Below are 17,253 nucleotides of genomic sequence, written 5' to 3'. Positions count from 1 at the left end.
TACGGGAAGACGAGAGATGCACGACGAGACCTCCCTGTGGCGCGAGAGCGGCCTGCGCCTGTCCGGGTTCGGGCACTACTACCCACGCCTCCTGGTCGAGAACGAGAGCGCCGACGACCCCGCCGGCAACGCGGTGGACGAGGCGGTCATCGGACGGCTCGACGTCCGCAGCCGCCATGTCGCGGACGAGGAGGAGACCCCCGCGTACATGGGGGTGCGTGCCGCCCGCGCCGCGCTGGATCAGGCGGGCGTGGCGCCCGGCGAGATCGACCTGGTGGTCTTCAGCAACTGGACCGACCGCCAGTTCGTCCCCGAGTGGGCTCCGCACACCGCCCATCTGCTGGGCGCCGAGCGGGCGTTGGCCTTCGACGTGTGCGGGGCCTGCACCGGGTTCGTGCACGGGGTCCAGACGGCGGCGGCGTACTTCGGCACGCACACCGACTGGCGGCACGCGCTCGTCGTCTCCAGTGAGCGCTTCTCGCGCCGGGTGCGCCCCGGCAGCAAGGGCGAGCTGATCGTGGGCGACGCGGCCGGGGCGGCCGTGCTCTCGCGCGGCGCGGAGCCGGACGCGGGGCTGTGGGACTCGCTGCTGATCAGCGACGGCTCCGGCCGGGAGACGGTGACGGTGTACCCGCCGAACGGGTGGATCAAGAGCAGCCGGGAGCTGGTCTCCATAGCGGCGGACTCGCACGCCGATCTGGCCGCCCGGATGCTGGCCCGTTCGGGCGCCAAGATGGAGGAGATCGACTGGGTGGTGCCGCACCCGGGCACGGGCCAGCTCCACACCGCCGTACGGGAACGCCTCTCCATCCCGCAGGAGCGCTTCGTCACCAACTACGAGACGCGGGCGAACACCGGCAGCGCCTCGGTGCCCATCGTGCTCTCCGAGATGGCGCTCGACGGCCGGCTGAAGCCGGGCGACCTCTGCTACACGCCCACGGTGGGATCCGGCTGGTACTACGGGGGGCTGCTCTTCCGTGTCTGATCAACCGTCATCATCTCTACGAGGCAGCGCCGTTCGGGGTGCCGCCCTGGTCACCGGGGGAAGCCGGGGGCTCGGTTCGGCCATCGCCCGCCATCTCGCCGGCGCTGGATGGCACACCGTGATCTGCGGGCGTGACCCGGACAGCCTGGACGCCGCCGTGAAGGCCGCGGCGGACGACGGGATCGCCCTGCACGCCGTACGGGCGGACGTCACCGACGAGGAGTCGGTGGCCGGGCTCTTCGACCACTTGGCCGTGGAGGCCCCGCCGCTGGGCCTCTGCGTCAACAACGCGGGCAACAACTTCTCCCGCCGCCTGGTGAGCGTCAGGGAGCGGCCCGACGGACCGCCGCTGCTCTCCCCGCATCCGCTCGAGGACTTCGAGCGGGTGGTGACCTCGCTGCTCACCGGCACCTTCCTGGTCGGCCGGCACGCCGCGCAGGCGATGCTGGCCGCCGGCACGCCCGGCGCGATCGTCAACATCTCCTCCACCGTGCGCCGGGGCGCGTACGGCCAGTCGGCGTACTGCGCGGCCAAGTCCGGGGTGGAGGCGCTCACCCGCACCTGGGCGACCGAGCTGGGCGAGTACGGCATCCGGGTCAGCGCGGTGGCCCCCGGAGTCGTCGACGGCGAGGCGCTGCGCCGCCGTTCGGCGGCGAGCGAGCGGCACGCGGCCTACATGGCGGACCTGCGTCGCCATGTGCCGCTGCGCCGCTGGTGCGACGAGAGGGACGTGGCGGAGGCGGTCGCCTTCGCCGCCGACAACCCCTCGGTGACCGGCACCGTGCTGGAGGTCGACGCGGGCGGGCTGCCCGCCCGCGTCCTGCCCCCGGCCGGCCCGGACACCGAGACCCGTACGACGGCCGCGACGGCGGACCTCCCCGAGAAAGCGGAGAACACAGCATGACCAGCGGCTTCGCACCCACCCTGCTCGAAGGCAGGACCACCTTCCTGACCGGCGCCAGCAGCGGCATCGGCGCCGTCCTGGCGACGATGCTCGCCGCGCACGGCTCCCGTGTGGCGCTCATGGCCCGCAGCGAGAAGGAGCTGCGGCTGCTCGCCGAACGTATCGAGGCGGACGGCGGGCGCGCGGTGGCGGTCCCCGGCGACCTCACCGACGCCGACAGCGTGCGCGCCGCCGTCCGTGAGGCCGAGGAGCGACTCGGCCCGATCGACCGGCTGGTGCACTGCGCGGGCGAGGCCCGCAACCAGGCGTTCCTGTGCGACCAGGACGAGGACCAGTGGATGGCCACCCTCGACATCAACCTGCTGGGGGCGTTCCGGGTCGCGCGGGCGATCGTGCCGGGGATGATGGAGCGCCGCGAGGGCAACATCGTGATGGTCTCCTCCATCGCCGGAAAGCGCGGGCTGCCCGCCAACACCTCCTACTGCGCCTCGAAGTTCGGGCTCAACGGGATGACGCAGGCGCTCGCCTCCGAGCTGGGCGCCTTCGGCGTGCGGGTCAACGCGGTCTGCCCCGGGCTCACCGACAGCCCGGCCGCCACGGACGGGGAGCGGTACGGCGACCCGTTCATGGCCGCCATCGCCAAGCACCACGGTCCGCCGGACCTGACCTGGGAGCGGTACCTCAAGCGGGCGGTCAACAGCACCATCCTGCGCCGTCTGGTGCGCCCGGAGGAGATCGCGGCCCAGGTGCTGTTCCTGCTCTCGGACCTCTCCGGGGGGATGACCGGCCAGGCCGTCAACGTGGATGCGGGGGCTCTGTGAGCGAGGAGTACGGCCAGGAGCGGGACGCGGCCCCCACGCCCGAGCGGCTGCTCGCCCCGGCGGCGCGCCCCTGGGCCCCCGGGCCACGGGACGCGCTGGTCACCGGCATGGGCTTCTGCCTGCCCGGCGCGGGCGACGAGCCGGTGCGCACGGCCGGGCAGGTGTGGGCGACCGCCGCCACCGGCGCCAGCCACGTCGAACGCGACGGCTTCCACCACGGCACCGTCCGCGGGGCACGGGAGGCGTTCGGGGAGCTGCTGCCCGACATCCCGTCCCGCTATCTGCGCAGCTACGCCGACGTCCACCTCTACGGTCTCGTCTCGCTGGTCGAAGCCTGCCGGGACGCCGGACTCGACCACGCGGCGGGGGCGTTGCGCGGTGCGGACGTGCTGACCGCGCGCGCCGGGGTGGACAGCAACTACGACAGCTACCGCGCCTGGCACGACGCCGATCCGGCGACGATCAGCCCCAAAGACGCCAAGTCCCTTTTCGTACGGCTCCTGGTGGCGGGCACGTCGAGCGATGTCGGCCCGGTACAGGCCGCGTTGCTCGGCTCCACCGGCGCCAACTACACGGTGAGCTGCGGCTGCGCCTCCTCCTCGGTGCTCCTCGGGATCGCCCGCACGATGATCGCCTCCGGGCAGAGCGACCTCGTCGTCGTCACCGGGGTGGACCGCTTCGACACCGAACGGGTGCTGCACGGCCACCGGTTGCGGGAGGTCGTCGAGCGGGAGGCCGTCGTCGTACGGCACAACGACGACCCGCCGGCCGCGCCCCGCCACGACCGGCCGATGCGCCCGTACGACACGGCGGGCGACTGCATGAACTACGGGGACGGCTCGGTGACCCTGATCCTGGAGAGCCGCGCGCACGCCGCGGCCCGCGGCGCCCGCTCCCACGGGGCGGTCCTCGGCCAGGCCACCACCCGCTCCGGGCTGAACAGCGCGGTCGCCATCGACACCGGCGGTACGGGGCTCGCGGAGGCGGCCCGCCGCGCCCTGGGCGACCACACCTCGCTGGGACGCGTCCCGTACGTCAACGGGGGCGGTGAGGGCGACGCGCTGTTCACGCGGATCGAGTCCAACGCCGTGCGCTCGCTGTGGGGCGAGAAGTCCGGCCAGGTGCTGGTGAGTTCGCAGGAGGCGTGCTTCGGCCACAGCGGCGCGCCGCTCGGCAACCTGGGCACGGCGCTGACGCTGATGATGATGCGCGAGGGCGAGGTCTGCCCCACCGCCAACTGCACGGACCCCTCGCCGGTCTGCTCGTTCGACCCGGTGCCGGGGACGAAGACCCGCGCCCTGGAGTTCGACCGGGCGCTGAGCTTCAACTACCAGGTGGGCGGGGTCAACAGCGCACTGCTGCTGGGAGGCGGCGATGCCCGCTGAGACCCCGCTGCTGCGCCTCGCCGGCGCCGGGTTCGTCCTCCCGGGCCCGGACGGCCGCGCCTGCACCGATGCGGAGACCTTCTGGCGCGTGGTGCGCGACGGGGTCAGCTGCCTCTCCCCGTACGCCCATCCCGAACTCCCCCTCCGCATCGCCGGAACGGTCGAGGGCTGGGATCCGGAGCGGGAACTCCCGCTGTCCGAGCGGCAGATCCGCCGCTCCTCGCGCGCCGGGCTGATGGCGACGGGCGCGGTCCACCGCGCCCTGGAGCACGCCGGCCTCACCGCCGCCGACCTCGATCCCGAGCGCACGGCGCTGGTCGCCTGCTCGCTCCAGTTCGCCTTCCCCGAGACCGAGCGCTACTACAGGCGGGCGCATGCCGAGGGCGTCGCCGCGCTCGGCATGGAGTACTGGCTCAACGGCACGCCGCCCAGCGTGATCGGCACCGTCGCCTCCGGGCTTCAACTGCCGTGCCAGACGCTGAGCGTGGCGGGCTCCTGCAACGTGGCGCTGCGGACGCTGCACCTGGTGCAGCAGATGTTCCGCTGCGGGGACATCGACCGGGCGGTCGTCGTCGGCGTGGACACCACCGTGGACCCGGTGTTCGTCGCCGGCACCAGCCACACCGGGCGCAGCGGCTACCGCGCCTCGTCCCTCTCGGACGATCCCGCCGACGTCCGGCCGCACGACGAGATCCAGACCGGCAACGCCACCGGGGAGGGCGCGCTCGCCGTGGTCCTGGAGAACCCGGCCGCCACCGGGGACCGTCCGGGGCTGCTGCACCGGGCCCATCTGCGCACCTCGCGCTCCAACGGCCCCTCCACCGTGGCGACCGGGCCGCCCGGCAACGTGGTGGGCGACGTGCTGGCGACCCTCGCGTCGGCCGGGCGCGGTCTGGGCGACCTCGCGTTCGTCAACGACTACGCGGACGGCAACCGGTTCGTCGAGGACCACCTGTGCGAGGCGCTGGCCGGGGTGCGGCAGGCGGCCGGGTACGGCGGCGAGCTGCTGCTGACCAACCAGGAGGCGGTCTTCGGGCACGTCGCCGGGACGGGCGGCCTGGTCAAGCTCGTCGGCAGCCTCCTCATGCTGCGCCACGGCCGCATCGCCCCGAGCGCCAACACCACGAAGCCGTACGCGGGCCTGCCGGGCGAACCGGTGCTCGCGGGCGGCCTGGAGACCGATGGCGACAGCGCGCTGGTGCTCGCCTCCGGGGCGGGCGGCGACGCCACCAGCATGCTCATCGAATACGAAGGTGGCGACTTGCCATGACCCATGTACACGACACGGCACCACGGTCCGGGACGGCCGGGCCGGGGGACGCGCCGCGGACGCCGGTCGGCGCCCGGGTGGTCGTCGACACCGCCGGGGCCCCGGGCACGTCGGCCGACGCCCTCCTCGACGCGCTGGCCGCCGTCGGCCTGACCCCCGTGGCGGCCGGAACGGCCGGGACGCCCGTCGCCGCCGGGGCTCCGGGCTCAGGCCAGGCCGCCGCCTACTGCGCGCTGCTGCTGGGCGAGGAGGCGTACGGCGCGGAGCGCTCGCCGGGCCTGGACCGCGAGCGCGTCCGGGCCGCCGCCCTGGCGATGGCCGCGGCGGGCCGGGGCCGTCTGGTCCTGGTGACCGACGCGACGGGCGAGACGCACGCCGGGACGGACCCCGACCGGCACGCCCGGCTCGCCGCCGACCGGGCCTGGTGGCAGCACCTGGTCACCGAGGTCGCCGGGCGCGGCGTCGTCGGCAACACCGTGGTCACCGGCTACTCCCCCGGTCTGGGCCACCTGCTCGCGCCCGTCGCCGAGGCCGGGCTGCTGCGCTACCTGGTGCAGCGCCGGGCCACCACGGTCGCGGACGTGGCCGCCACCGTGGGCTTCCTGGTCTCCGAGGGGTGCTCGTACCTGGTCGGGGAGACCCTCCCGGTCGACGGCGGCGCGGGTCTCGGCCAGATCCCGTCGCTGCCGGCGGGCCCGCCCGCCGCCGTCCCGGCGCCGCGGAGCGCCCCGGCGCAGCAGCCCGCCCCGGAACCGGTCGGCGGCCCGGACCTGCTGGGCCACACGGTCCTGGTGGCGGGGGCCAGCAGCGGTATCGGACGGGCCGCCGCGCTGCACCTGGCGGGGCGCGGCGCGGACGTGGTGCTGGCCGCCCGCCGGACCGGGGCGCTGGAGGAGGTGGCCGCCGAGATCGAGGAGGCGGGCCGACGGGCGTGGACCCTGCGCTGCGACCTCTCCGACCCCGAGGACGCCGCGTCGCTCGGTGAACGCGCCTGGAAGACGGCCGACGGGGTGAACTCGCTGCTGTACGCGGCCGGACACCTCGGCTTCAGCGCGGTCGGCGGCGACCCCGCGTCCGCCGCCCGGACGTTCGCGGTAAACCTGCACAGCTTCGTCGCGGTCACCGAGTACCTCACGGCCCGCTGGCGGGACGAGCGGATGCCCGGCGCGGTGGTCGGGGTCTCCTCGGTCAGCTCCACGCTCAGCCCGGTCGCCGGTCTGGAGTACTACGGGGCGAGCAAGGCGGCGATGGCGCAGTACATCCGCTGTCTCGCGGTCTCGGTGGCCCGCCACGGCATCCGCGCCAACTGCGTGGCCCCCGGCATCATCGAGACGCCGATGGGCGACGCGGCGGGCCCCGAGCACCGGCGCGGCTGGATCAGCCGCATTCCGGCCGGGCGGGTCGGCGAACCACGTGAGGTGGCGGCCGTCCTCGGCCATCTGCTGAGCGGTTCGGCGTCCCGGGTGACGGGTGCGGTGCTGCGCGCGGACGGCGGCTTCGGCCTCGGTGACGTGGCTCCGCTGCGGCCCGGCTACCCGGAGCAGGCGCCGGCGGGGCCGGAGCGCACCCGGGCGGAGGGCCGGTGAGCGCCGAAGGAGGAGCGGGCGCGCCCCTGGTCGCGCTGGTCGCCGGGGCGTCCTCCGGCATCGGAGCGGCCGTCGCCCGCCGGCTGGCCGCGCGCGGGAGCGCCGTGGCGCTGGTCGGGCGGCGCGAGGCCGAGCTGAAGGAGGTCGCGGAGTCGATCCGCGCGGCCGGCGGCACCGCTCTGCCGCTCGCCCTGGACCTGGCCGAGGAAGGCGCCCCCGCCGACGCGGTCGCCATGACCGCCGCCGCGCTGGGGCCGGTGGGGCTGCTGGTGTGCAGTGCGGGGGCGATCCGGCTGGCCGCCGTCCACGAGACGGAGGAGCGGCACTGGGAGCGGCAGCTGCGGGTGAACCTCACCGTGCCGTTCCTGCTGGCCCGCGAGGTGCTGCCCGGGATGCGGGAGCGCGGCTGCGGCTGGGTCGTGAACATCGGTTCGGGCGTGGGCTCGGAGGTGGTGCCGGGCAGCGGCGGCTACGGCGTCAGCAAGCACGCCGTGCACCGGCTCACCGAGCTGATCCACGAGGAGAACCGCGACCGGGGCGTCCGCGCGGTCACCGTCGCCCCGGGCTGGGTCTCCACCCGGCTCGCGGCCCGCCCCGCCGATCTCGGGGTCCCCGAGGAGGAGGTGCTGGACGCGGAGGACATCGCGGACACCGTCGCCTGGCTGCTGGACCGGCCGGCCCGGATGAGCGTCGGCCCGCTGATCCGCGTCGAACCCACGGCGAGCCGGGCGGCCGCCGGGGACGCCATGACCCGCCATCTGAACCGCTCCCGCGCCGAGGGCGCTGGACGGGCTGCTGAGGAGAACCGCTGATGGGCAGGACCACTCTCGTCGAGCACGACGTGCCGGTGGAGATGCGCGACGGAACGGTGCTGCGCGCCGATGTGTGGCGGCCCGCCGAGGGGCCGCCCGCACCCGCCGTCCTCTTCCGGACGCCGTACGGCAAGTCCCCGCTGGGGCTCGCCACCCTGACCCCGGCGCAGTGCGTGGACCGGGGGTACGCGGCGGTGGTGCAGGACACCCGGGGCCGGTTCGCCTCGGAGGGCGAGTGGGCGCCGCTGGACTGGTCGCAGGAGGGTCCGGACGGGTACGACACCGTCGAGTGGACCGCCGGGCAGCCCTGGTGCGACGGGAACGTGGCCATGGCGGGCACCTCGTACCAGGCGATCGTGCAGTGGCTGGCGGCGATGGAGAAGCCGCCGCACCTGCGGGCCATCGCGCCGGCGATGTCGACCTCCGCGCCCTTCGACGCCGAGCAGTTGGGCGGTGCGCTGCGGCTGGACCACCTCACGAGCTGGCTCGGTCTGACGGCGCTGGAGTGGGTGCAGCGCCGGGCGGCCGCGGGCGACCCGGTGGACGGGGCGGTCGTCGCCGAGGTCGTGCAGTTGCTCACCACGCCCGAAGTGCCTCTGCGGCGCTGGCCGTTGTCGACGATCCTCGACTTCGAGGGGTTCCCCGGCCGGCTGCGGGACATCTTCGCGGGGAAGGTGGCGACGGTCGCCGACTACCGCCTCGGCGAGGTCGGCGTGCCCACGTTCTCGGTGGGCGGCTGGTACGACGTGTTCTCCCACGGCACGATCGAGCTGCACCGGGCGATGCGCGCCCAGGACCCGGTGGCCGGGCGGCACGAGCTGGTCATCGGACCCTGGGTCCACTCCGGCCAACTGCCGCAGGTGCAGGGCGAGGTGAACACGGGGCCGTACGGATCCGCGCAGGGCGCCCGGTTGGCCGATCTGCACCTGGACTTCTTCGACCGCCATCTGCGGGCGTCCGGGGAGGCCGCCGGGGACGCGGCGGGCGGTGACGTCCGGTACTTCCTCTTCGGCGACGACGCCTGGCACCGCGCCGAGAGCTGGCCGCCGCCCGAGGCGGTGGACCGCCCGTGGTACCTGGCGGGTCCGGAGGGCGGGGAGGAGGACGGCCGGCTGCTGCCCGAGCCTCCCCAGGAGGGCTTCGGGCAGGACGCGTTCACCTACGACCCGGAGAACCCCGTGCCCTCGCACGGCGGTCGGGTGCTCCAGCTCGGCCGGCTCGCGGCGGGCCCGCTCAACCAGGCCCACCTGGAGGCCCGTCCGGACGTGCTCCTCTACACGTCCGAGCCGCTCACCGAACCGCTGGACGTCGTCGGCCGGCAGCGGCTGCGTCTCCGCTTCGGTTCGGACGCGCCCGCCACCGCCGTCGTCGCCAAGCTCACCGACGTACACCCGGACGGGCGTTCGCTGCTGGTGGCCGAGGCGAGCCTCAGGCTGGAGACCGCGGACGGCACGCCTGCGGACGAGCCGTACGACGCCGAGCTGCTGCTCGGGGACACCGCGTGGCGCTTCGCCCCCGGGCACCGGCTGCGCGTCCACGTGACCAGCAGCAACTTCCCCCACCTGGACCGGCATCCGAACGTTCCGGGCGCGGTGGGCGAGGCCGAGCACTGCCGGCCCGCGCGGCAGACGCTCTGGTACGGCGGCCCGTACGAGAGCGTGCTGCGGCTGCGGGTGCTCCCCGCTCCGAGCACCGGGGGGACCGCGTGAGCGAGGACATACTGGACCCGGCGTCCGCCGCCGTGCCCACCGCCGAGCAGTGCGTCCTGGGCCCGCTGCTGCGCCGCCGCGCCGCCACCGCTCCGGACGCTCCGTACGCGCTGATGCCGGACGGCGACACCTGGACGTACGCGCGGACGCTCCGGGAGACCGAGGAGTCGGCCGCCGCCCTCCAGGCGCTGGGCGTCGCCCCCGGCGAACTGGTGCTGAGCTGGCTGCCCAACGGGCCCGACGCGCTGCGCGTCTGGTACGGGGTCAACCTGGCGGGCGCGGTCCTCGTACCGCTGAACATCGCCTACCGGGGCGCGATCCTGCGCCAGGTGGTCGCCGACAGCGGGGCCGGCGTGCTGGTCTGCCGGCCGTCGCTGGCGGCCCGGCTGGAGGACGGGGACGAGCGGGTCGGGGCGGTGCGCACGGTGGTGCTGCTGCCGGGCCCCGAGGACACGCCCGAGGAGGTGGTGGCCCTCGCCGCCCGGCTCGCCGGACGCTACCGGGTGGAGACCGGACTGCGCTCGGACCGGGCGGAGTTCACCGAACCCGTGCCCGCCCCGCAGCCGTGGGACCCGCAGACGGTGATCTACACCTCCGGCACGACCGGCCCGTCGAAGGGGGTGATCTCCTCCTACGCGCACCTGTACTCCAGTTGCACCGCCGCCTTCCACGGCATGGCCGGTCCGGACGACCGCTATCTGCTCCAACTGCCCCTGTTCCACGCGGGCGGCACGATCGGCGCGTACGGGATGCTGGTGCACGGCGGATCGCTGACGGTCGTCCCCGCCTTCACCACCAGCGAGTTCTGGCCGCTGATCCGCCGTACGGGGACGACGCTGTGCACGCTGCTCGGGGTGATGGCGACCTACCTCCTCAAGCAGCCGCCGGTGCCGCAGGACACCGGGCACCCGCTGCGCGCGGCCTACGTCATCCCGTTCACCGAGGGGGCTACGGAGTTCTCCAAGCGGTTCGGCGTCCAGGTCCGCGCGCTGTTCAACATGACCGAGGTCGCCTGCCCGGTGTTCTCCGCGCCGGACCACCACCCGGGCGTCCCGATGCACTGCGGACGGCCCCGGCCGGGCATCACCGCCCGCGTGGTCGACGACCACGACCGCGAGGTGCCGGTGGGCGAGGCGGGCGAGCTGGTGCTGCGGGCCGACCGGCCGTGGTCCTTCCTCAGCGGCTATCTGGGCCGTCCCGCCGAGACGGCCGCCGCCTGGCGCAACGGCTGGTTCCACACCGGGGACGCCTTCCGGCGCGCCCCGGACGGCGGACTGGTCTTCGTCGACCGCAAGAAGGACGCCATCCGCAGGCGCGGTGAGAACATCTCGTCGTTCGAGGTGGAGGCGCAGGCCGTGGCGCACCCGGGCGTGCTGGAGGCGGCTGCGGTGGCGGTCCCCGGCGACGAGGGCGAGGACGAGGTGCTGCTGGTGGTGGCGGACCGCGACCCGGCGGACCCGGTCGACCCGGCGGAACTGCTGGAGTTCCTCCGGGAGCGGCTGGCCCACTTCATGCTGCCGCGCTACATCCGGGTGCTGCCCGAACTGCCCAAGACCCCCACCGGCAAGCCGACCAAGCACACGCTGCGCGCCGACGGCGTGGCGGCGGGGACCTGGGACCGCGAGGCGGCGGGTGTCCGCGTCCGCAGGGAGAGGATCGTATGAGCGAGGAAGCGGCCCGCGCGGGCCGGGAGTTCGCGGCCGAGTGGACGGGGGCGGCGACCGAGTCGTTCGCGGACTTCGCGGAGCGGGTGGGCGGCGAGGAGGACGTACCGCTGCGGGCCTCGCTGGCGGAGGGGGTCGCCACGCTGACGCTGGACCGGCCGCGCCGCCGCAACAGCCTCGACCTGACGCTCTCCCGCCATCTGCTGCTCGGCCTGATGTGCGCGGGCGACGACCGCCGGGTGCGCACGGTCGTGATCACGGGCAGCGGCGGTGCGTTCTGCGCGGGCGACGACGTGGAGAGCGTACGGAGGTGGCGGCTGGGCGACCGGGCGGACACCCCCTTCGACCCGATCACCTCGGACGCGCACTACCTCCGGGTCTGCGAGGCGATCCTGCACCTGCCGAAGCCGGTCATCGTCGGGCTGACCGGCGCGGCGGCGGGCGCCGGGGCGGAGATCGCCTGCGCCGCCGACTTCCGGCTGGCGGACACCCGGGCGTCGATCGGCAGTTGCCTGGCGGGGGTCGGCCATGTGGGGAACGTGGTGCTGATGTCCCGGCTGACGGGTCCGGCGCGGGCCACGGAGATCTACCTGACCGGGCGGATGGTGTCGGGGGAGGAGGCGGTGCGGCTGGGCCTGTTCGACCGGCTCTGCGCGCCGGAGGATTTCGACCGCGAACTGGCGGAGCTGGCCGCCCGGTTCGCCGCGCTGCCGACGGCTTCGGTGGGCCTGTTCAAGGAGTTGCGAGAGCGGAGCTGGGGGCAGCCGGCCGAGTACGGGCTGCGGCTCCAGGACGCGTACCACCTGAAGACGCACGCCGCGGTGGCCGACGCCCGTGAGGGGATGGCCGCCTTCGCGGAGAAGCGGCCGCCGCGTTTCACCGGCGACTGAGGGGCCGCGGGCGGCTCCGTCGCGGCCTTCGGCCGACCCGTCGGAGCCGTCCGCCTTTGCTGCCGCGACGGAGAGAGTATTCTGATTCTGATGAACGAAGCGCTGCGGCACCCCCGCCCGGCGGCCTCGCCGCCCCCTCCCCCGCCTCTGCCCGCATCCGCGTACACCGCGAAGCTCCCCTTTCCCTCCCCGGACGCGCCGCCACCCCCGTATACCGTCGGCCGCGACGAGGAGGCCGTACGGTGACCGGCCCCGAGACCCGTACCGTCGCCGGGTCCCGGGTGGTGGAGACGGCGCACAGCGCCGAGGTCTCCGGCGCCCGGCTGCACTACTGGACGGCCGGCGCGGCCGACCGTCCGGGCATCGCGCTCACCCATGGCGCGGGGGCCGACCACCGCATGTTCGACCCGCAGATCCCGGCCCTGGTGGAGGCCGGATTCCGCACCCTGCGCTGGGACGTGCGCTACCACGGGGCGTCCGCCTCCGGCACCGGCAGATTCCGTACGGTCTACGCGGCGGACGACCTGGCGGCGCTGCTGGACGCCGCCCGGATGGCCCGGCCGCTGGTGCTGCTGGGCCAGTCGATGGGCGGCAACATCTCCCAGGAGTACCTGCGCCGCCGGCCCGACGAGGTCGCCGCGCTCGTGGTGATCGGCTCCACGTCCAGCACCCTGCCGATCACCCGGCGCGAGCGGCGCGGCCTGGTCCTCTCGCGCGCCCTCATGCGGCTGGTCCCGTACCGCCGGCTCACCCGGTCGATGGCCATGGCGTCGGCCGAGGACGCCGGGGCCCGGGAGTACCTGCGCGAGACCTTCGCGGCCAACGGGCGGCGCGCCTTCCTGACCACCTGGGACGGCATGACGCGGGCGATCGACCCGTCGCCGGGCTACCGCGTGGAGAAGCCCGAGCTTCTGATCTGCGGCGAACACGACGGCACGGGTAACATCCGCTCGGCGATGGAGCGGTGGAGCGAACGCGATCCCCACAGCGAGTTCCATGTGATCCCCGGTGCCGGACACGTCGCCAATCTGGACCGACCCGACGAGGTCAACCGGCTGACCGTCGCCTTCCTGAAGGCCTGAGACCCCGACGAGACCATGACTTCCGACGAGACCACGAACGACGACGACTTCACGCCCGACGGCCTCGCGCCAGGCGGCTCCGTACCCGACGCGGGGCCCCTCCCGGCCCCCGGTTCCGCGGAGTTCGGCGACGCGGAGGCGTCCTTCATCAGCGAGATGGGTTCGCTGATGGAGCGGTGGGGCCTCCCGCAGGCCACCGGCCGCCTCTTCGGCTACCTCCTGCTGCGCAACAAGCCGGTGGACCTCGACACCATGACCCGCGAGCTCGGTCAGGCCAAGAGCGGACTGAGCGTCGCCGCGCGCCAGTTGGAGGCGTGGACGCTGGTGCGGCGCTCCACCCGTCCCGGCAGCAGGCGGATCGACTACGAGGCCGTGGGCGACCTCCAGCACCTGCTGCTGGTGAACAACGCCCACATGCGCAAGTTCACCGAGACGCTCAACTCGGGCGTCCCGGTGGCGCGCGGCGAGGCGCGGGACCGGCTGGCCTCGCTGGCCGGGCTGTTCAACGGATACGTGCAGCAGACCGAGGCGCTGGTGGCCGACTGGGAGGCCCGCCGCGCCGCCGCCACCTCCTGAACCCCTCCGCGACCTTCCGGCTCCCCTCCCCCGGCGCTGTCCACCCCATCCCGGCTTTCCGACGTCCGGCTTTCGGCTTTCGGCTTTCGACCCCGACGGAGTGATCGTGAACGGTTCGTACGGCCTCGCGCCGCACAACGGAACAGCGGCGGCCACCGCCGTGGCGGAGCCTCCGGCCCCGGCCCGCCGCCCGGTCGTGGACGCCTGCTCGCTGGTGTACGACGACGCGGGCTGGCGGGCGTACCTGAACCGGCTGGGCGAGAACGCCCCCGAGTACCTGGACGTCTTCTCCTCCTCGTTCTGCCGGTACTTCGGGGCCTCGCACCCCGCCTACCGCGAGGCGCTGGCCGTCCGGTGGCAGGACGCGGTGGACGTGCTCCTGCCGCCCGGCCGACCGCCGTTCGACCTGGCCGCGCACCTCGCGGACCGGCGGCGGCAGGGCGTGACGGCGGAGTTCGCCATGGGCTCGGCGGAGCGGCTGCCGGACGGCCGCACCGTCAACGCGTGGCTGCTGGAGACCGTCCGGGAGGTCCGCGACCGGATCCACGTCTGGGCCGGGATCTCGCTGCGCGACCCGGCCGCCGCACTGCGCGAGGTGGAGGTCTCGCTGGCGGCCGGGGCGTCCGGGCTGTGCGTGATCCCCTTCCTCGACGGCACCGACCCGGCCGACCCGCGGTTCGCCCCGGTCTGGGACGCGGCGGCCTCGGCCGGGCTGCCGGTCTGGCTGCACACCGGCCACCACTTCGCCCGGAGCCACCCCAGCGGCCTGGGCAGCTGGCGTACGGTCGAGGCGCTGGCGGCACGCCACCGCGAGCTGCTGCTGGTGGCCGGGCACGCGGGCTGGCCCGACGTACGGGAGACGCTGCTGACGGCCGCCCGGCACCCGGGCGTCCGCCTGGAGTTCTCCTCGCACCGCCCCCGGCACATGGCCGGACCGGGTTCGGGCTGGGAGCCGCTGCTCCACCACGCCCGGGGCCTGGCCCGCGACCGGGTCATGTTCGGCACCTCGACCTGGGTCAACCCGGGGCCGACCGGGCCGCTGGCGAACGAGCTGGCCGAGCTGCCGCTGCCGGAGGACGTCGTCACCGCCTGGCTCTCCGGGAACGCGGAGGCGCTGGTCGCACGGTCGGCCGGGAAGCGCAGGGGCTGAGCCGCCCCCGGGTGCCCGGGAGGATTCACGGCGGCCGGCCGGGGCAGGCGATCCGCCGGACGGCCGATCGCCGCCGCCCCGTCGGACGCCACTTTCCGGCACGGGTGGGCGGGGCGCCGATCCCGGCCGGACCGGGCCTACCGTCGGCCTGGTCAGCCACCCCGACCAACGGAGATGTACGACATGGCAAAGATCCTTTTCGTGGTGTCCGGCGCGGACCACTGGACCCTGGCGGACGGCTCCGCCCACCCCACGGGCTTCTGGGCCGAGGAGGCGGTGACCCCGTACCGCGCGTTCACCGGGGCCGGCCACGAGGTGGTCGTCGCCACCCCGGGCGGGGTCGTCCCGACCGTGGACCGCGGCAGCCTCGCGCCCGACGTCAACGGCGGCCAGGAGGGCGCCGACGCGGTGGCCGCCGGCCTTGAGGCGTTCGAGGAGCTGCGGCGGCCGGTCGCGCTGGAGGACGTGGACCTCGACGCATACGACGCCGTCTTCTACCCGGGCGGCCACGGGCCGATGGAGGATCTCGCGGTGGACCCGGCCTCCGGGCGGCTGCTCGCGAAGACCCTGGCGTCGGGCAAGCCGCTGGGCGTGGTCTGCCACGGTCCGGCGGCACTGCTGGCGGCGACCGGGCCGGACGGCGCCAACGTGTTCGCCGGATACCGGCTGACCGGCTTCACCAACGCCGAGGAGGCCCAGGCGGGCTTGGCGGAGCGGGCGAAGTGGCTGCTCCAGGACCGGCTGGTGGAGCTGGGCGCGGACTTCCAGGAAGGCGAGCCCTGGGCCCCGTTCATCATCACCGACCGCAATCTGATCACCGGTCAGAACCCGGCGTCCTCCGCCCCGTTGGCGCAGGAACTCCTCAGCCGGCTCGGCTGACGACTCCAGGGCTCCGGCCGGCCCGGTGAACGCTCACCGGGGCGGTCCGGGGCCCGCGCCCGCGCCGTACCGTCAGATCCAGTCCCGCCGGGCGGGCGGCTCGCAGAGCTCCAGCACCACGGCGCCCGTCTCCGGCTCGTCGCCGGAGACGGGCCGGACCTGGGCGCCGACCGTCACCAGGTGCGGGGCGGCCCCGACGACCTGGCAGCGGAAGACGAACCCCTCGGGGAAGCGCACCAGCGACTCGTTGCGCGCTTCGTCGGTGTAGCGGTGCACCACGGCGGTCCGGACGACCACGCCGTGGCCGGTGGTGCGTTCGGGCTCCAGGTCGCTCGACGCGCACACCGGGCACAGCAGCCTCCGGAAGGAGGCGGTGCCGCACCAGCGGCAGCGGTGGTAGGAGAGCGCGCTCTCCTCGTGCGCCTTCCGGACGGTGCCCATTCCTGTCTGGGACATGGCTCGACCCCCTGCGCTCGGCTCGGAACGCGCCGTGCCCGCACGGACGGCGCGTCCGCACCATATGGCACCCAGTGCCGGACCGTAAAGGCACTGAGTGCCTATTGGTACTCAGTTCTCTGCGACGGCGGCCTCGATCTGCTGCACGACGCGCCACATGGGGGTGCCCTTCCGCGCGACCATCACGATCACCTCGTCCTCGCCGCCCCCGCCGCCGGAGGCGGGAAAGGGAGCGGCCGGCGCGGGGGTGGCCGCCGCGGGCGCCACCGGCGCGGACGGGCTGCCCCAGACCTCGCGCACCAGGGCGAGCGCGTGGTCGACCGCCACCTCCGGGTCGCCCTCGCCGCCCGAACGCAGCCACAGCCGCAGCCCGTTGTTGTGCGCGGCGACCACCGACGCCGCGATCACCTCGGCCCGCAGTGCCCCGTCGCCGCCTTCGCCGAACCGGTTGCGCAGATGACCGGCGAGGGTCTGCTCGTACCGGCGCACCACCGACAGTTCGTACGTCCGCAGCCCCGGCACCTCCCGGGTGAGCCGGTAGCGCTGGACGGAGAACTCGGGGTTGTCCGCGTACATCCGCAGCACGATGCGCGCCGCGTCGCACACCGCGCCGACCGGGTCGCCGTCGTCCACGGCGGACAGGAACTCGGTCATCTCCGCGAGGCAGCTCTCGTGGTCCGGGAAGACCGCGTCCTCCTTGGAGGGGAAGTACCGGAAGAACGACCGGCGGCCCACCCCGGCCCGCGCCACGATGTCGTCCACGGTCGTCCGCTCGAAGCCCCGCTCCAGGAAGAGCTGGAACGCCGCCTGTGCCAGCACCTCCCGCATCGGTGGCTTCTTCTCGGGTCCTCGCGCCTCGCTCATGCGGCGAAACGTAGCACCGGAAGCCCCTTCTTGGCACTGGGTACCTTTACAGAGGGTACTGAGTGCCATAATCTCTGCATCAGTACGAATGACACCCAGGTGGGACCACACCCAGGTAGGCAGGAGAGCCGGCGTGAGCTTGAGGATCGTTGTCTGTGTGAAGTACGTGCCCGACGCGACCGGTGACCGGCGTTTCGCCGATGACCTGACGCTGGACCGT

At 74.4% G+C, this 17,253-nt stretch carries 16 protein-coding genes and 1 pseudogene; 15 read left to right on the top strand and 2 right to left on the bottom strand.

Annotation, left to right across the window (positions count from 1 at the left end; genetic code table 11):
- The first annotated feature begins 16 nt into the window (after window positions 1-16).
- From IF19_RS0102585 to IF19_RS0102520, 14 genes are all read left to right on the top strand, one after another.
- A complete protein-coding gene (locus tag IF19_RS0102585; RefSeq protein ID WP_030113695.1) occupies window positions 17-985 on the top strand; it encodes a ketoacyl-ACP synthase III in 969 nt (322 codons plus the stop codon).
- The gene (locus IF19_RS0102580; RefSeq protein WP_030275880.1) at window positions 978-1,889 is read left to right on the top strand and encodes an SDR family NAD(P)-dependent oxidoreductase; all 912 of its coding nucleotides are present in this window, start codon (window positions 978-980) and stop codon (window positions 1,887-1,889) included. Before IF19_RS0102585 ends, IF19_RS0102580 begins: the two co-directional genes overlap by 8 nt.
- Window positions 1,886-2,710, top strand: coding sequence for an SDR family NAD(P)-dependent oxidoreductase (locus IF19_RS0102575; RefSeq protein WP_030113692.1), 825 nt, complete (start codon window positions 1,886-1,888; stop codon window positions 2,708-2,710). The genes IF19_RS0102580 and IF19_RS0102575 overlap by 4 nt, the downstream gene beginning before the upstream one ends.
- Window positions 2,707-4,095: a beta-ketoacyl synthase N-terminal-like domain-containing protein gene (locus IF19_RS0102570; protein ID WP_030275878.1), complete on the top strand. Its 1,389-nt coding sequence runs from the start codon at window positions 2,707-2,709 to the stop codon at window positions 4,093-4,095. The genes IF19_RS0102575 and IF19_RS0102570 overlap by 4 nt, the downstream gene beginning before the upstream one ends.
- On the top strand, window positions 4,085-5,365 hold the full coding sequence (locus IF19_RS0102565; protein ID WP_030190386.1) for a beta-ketoacyl synthase: 1,281 nt from the start codon (window positions 4,085-4,087) through the stop codon (window positions 5,363-5,365). Before IF19_RS0102570 ends, IF19_RS0102565 begins: the two co-directional genes overlap by 11 nt.
- On the top strand, window positions 5,362-6,951 hold the full coding sequence (locus IF19_RS0102560; RefSeq protein ID WP_030275876.1) for an SDR family NAD(P)-dependent oxidoreductase: 1,590 nt from the start codon (window positions 5,362-5,364) through the stop codon (window positions 6,949-6,951). Before IF19_RS0102565 ends, IF19_RS0102560 begins: the two co-directional genes overlap by 4 nt.
- On the top strand, window positions 6,948-7,763 hold the full coding sequence (locus IF19_RS0102555) for an SDR family oxidoreductase (RefSeq protein WP_030113685.1): 816 nt from the start codon (window positions 6,948-6,950) through the stop codon (window positions 7,761-7,763). Before IF19_RS0102560 ends, IF19_RS0102555 begins: the two co-directional genes overlap by 4 nt.
- Window positions 7,763-9,472: a CocE/NonD family hydrolase gene (locus IF19_RS0102550; protein ID WP_030275874.1), complete on the top strand. Its 1,710-nt coding sequence runs from the start codon at window positions 7,763-7,765 to the stop codon at window positions 9,470-9,472. The genes IF19_RS0102555 and IF19_RS0102550 overlap by 1 nt, the downstream gene beginning before the upstream one ends.
- Window positions 9,469-11,136 (top strand): ATP-dependent acyl-CoA ligase, encoded by a 1,668-nt coding sequence (locus IF19_RS0102545; RefSeq protein WP_030113682.1) that lies wholly within the window; start codon window positions 9,469-9,471, stop codon window positions 11,134-11,136. The genes IF19_RS0102550 and IF19_RS0102545 overlap by 4 nt, the downstream gene beginning before the upstream one ends.
- A complete protein-coding gene (locus tag IF19_RS0102540) occupies window positions 11,133-12,026 on the top strand; it encodes an enoyl-CoA hydratase/isomerase family protein (protein ID WP_030113681.1) in 894 nt (297 codons plus the stop codon). The genes IF19_RS0102545 and IF19_RS0102540 overlap by 4 nt, the downstream gene beginning before the upstream one ends.
- A gap of 242 nt (window positions 12,027-12,268) precedes the next feature.
- On the top strand, window positions 12,269-13,108 hold the full coding sequence (locus IF19_RS0102535) for an alpha/beta fold hydrolase (protein ID WP_030113680.1): 840 nt from the start codon (window positions 12,269-12,271) through the stop codon (window positions 13,106-13,108).
- 15 nt (window positions 13,109-13,123) lie between these two features.
- Window positions 13,124-13,684, top strand: a complete 561-nt coding sequence (locus IF19_RS0102530) for a GbsR/MarR family transcriptional regulator (RefSeq protein ID WP_030113679.1) — start codon at window positions 13,124-13,126, stop codon at window positions 13,682-13,684.
- A 106-nt stretch (window positions 13,685-13,790) separates the two neighbouring features.
- On the top strand, window positions 13,791-14,834 hold the full coding sequence (locus IF19_RS0102525; protein WP_106973664.1) for an amidohydrolase family protein: 1,044 nt from the start codon (window positions 13,791-13,793) through the stop codon (window positions 14,832-14,834).
- A 183-nt stretch (window positions 14,835-15,017) separates the two neighbouring features.
- Complete coding sequence (locus tag IF19_RS0102520) at window positions 15,018-15,713, top strand: type 1 glutamine amidotransferase domain-containing protein (protein WP_030120871.1); 696 nt, start codon at window positions 15,018-15,020, stop codon at window positions 15,711-15,713.
- A gap of 72 nt (window positions 15,714-15,785) precedes the next feature.
- Here the strand turns inward: IF19_RS0102520 and IF19_RS0102515 are convergent, their stop codons facing one another.
- Together IF19_RS0102515 and IF19_RS0102510 are read right to left on the bottom strand one after the other, a co-directional pair.
- Window positions 15,786-16,154 carry a Zn-ribbon domain-containing OB-fold protein gene (locus tag IF19_RS0102515; protein WP_030113674.1) on the bottom strand — a complete coding sequence of 123 codons (369 nt, stop codon included), beginning with the start codon at window positions 16,152-16,154 and terminating at the stop codon, window positions 15,786-15,788.
- 126 nt (window positions 16,155-16,280) lie between these two features.
- Window positions 16,281-16,997, bottom strand: coding sequence for a TetR family transcriptional regulator (locus tag IF19_RS0102510; protein WP_030113673.1), 717 nt, complete (start codon window positions 16,995-16,997; stop codon window positions 16,281-16,283).
- A gap of 169 nt (window positions 16,998-17,166) precedes the next feature.
- Between IF19_RS0102510 and IF19_RS1000000136805 the strand changes: the two are divergent.
- Window positions 17,167-17,253, top strand: a pseudogene (locus IF19_RS1000000136805) (electron transfer flavoprotein subunit beta); the annotation flags it as partial.

Source organism: Streptomyces californicus (assembly GCF_000717645.1).
GTDB classification, from domain to species: Bacteria; Actinomycetota; Actinomycetes; order Streptomycetales; family Streptomycetaceae; genus Streptomyces; species Streptomyces californicus.
This window is presented reverse-complemented; position numbering and strand designations above follow the sequence as displayed.

Coding starts and splice junctions, on each gene's coding strand:
- IF19_RS0102585 (WP_030113695.1), top strand. CDS start 17: ATGCACGACGAGACCTCCCTGTGGCGCGAGAGCGGCCTGCGCCTGTCC.
- IF19_RS0102575 (WP_030113692.1), top strand. CDS start 1,886: ATGACCAGCGGCTTCGCACCCACCCTGCTCGAAGGCAGGACCACCTTC.
- IF19_RS0102565 (WP_030190386.1), top strand. CDS start 4,085: ATGCCCGCTGAGACCCCGCTGCTGCGCCTCGCCGGCGCCGGGTTCGTC.
- IF19_RS0102560 (WP_030275876.1), top strand. CDS start 5,362: ATGACCCATGTACACGACACGGCACCACGGTCCGGGACGGCCGGGCCG.
- IF19_RS0102550 (WP_030275874.1), top strand. CDS start 7,763: ATGGGCAGGACCACTCTCGTCGAGCACGACGTGCCGGTGGAGATGCGC.
- IF19_RS0102540 (WP_030113681.1), top strand. CDS start 11,133: ATGAGCGAGGAAGCGGCCCGCGCGGGCCGGGAGTTCGCGGCCGAGTGG.
- IF19_RS0102530 (WP_030113679.1), top strand. CDS start 13,124: ATGACTTCCGACGAGACCACGAACGACGACGACTTCACGCCCGACGGC.
- IF19_RS0102520 (WP_030120871.1), top strand. CDS start 15,018: ATGGCAAAGATCCTTTTCGTGGTGTCCGGCGCGGACCACTGGACCCTG.
- IF19_RS0102515 (WP_030113674.1), bottom strand. CDS start 16,154: ATGGGCACCGTCCGGAAGGCGCACGAGGAGAGCGCGCTCTCCTACCAC.
- IF19_RS0102510 (WP_030113673.1), bottom strand. CDS start 16,997: ATGCGGGAGGTGCTGGCACAGGCGGCGTTCCAGCTCTTCCTGGAGCGG.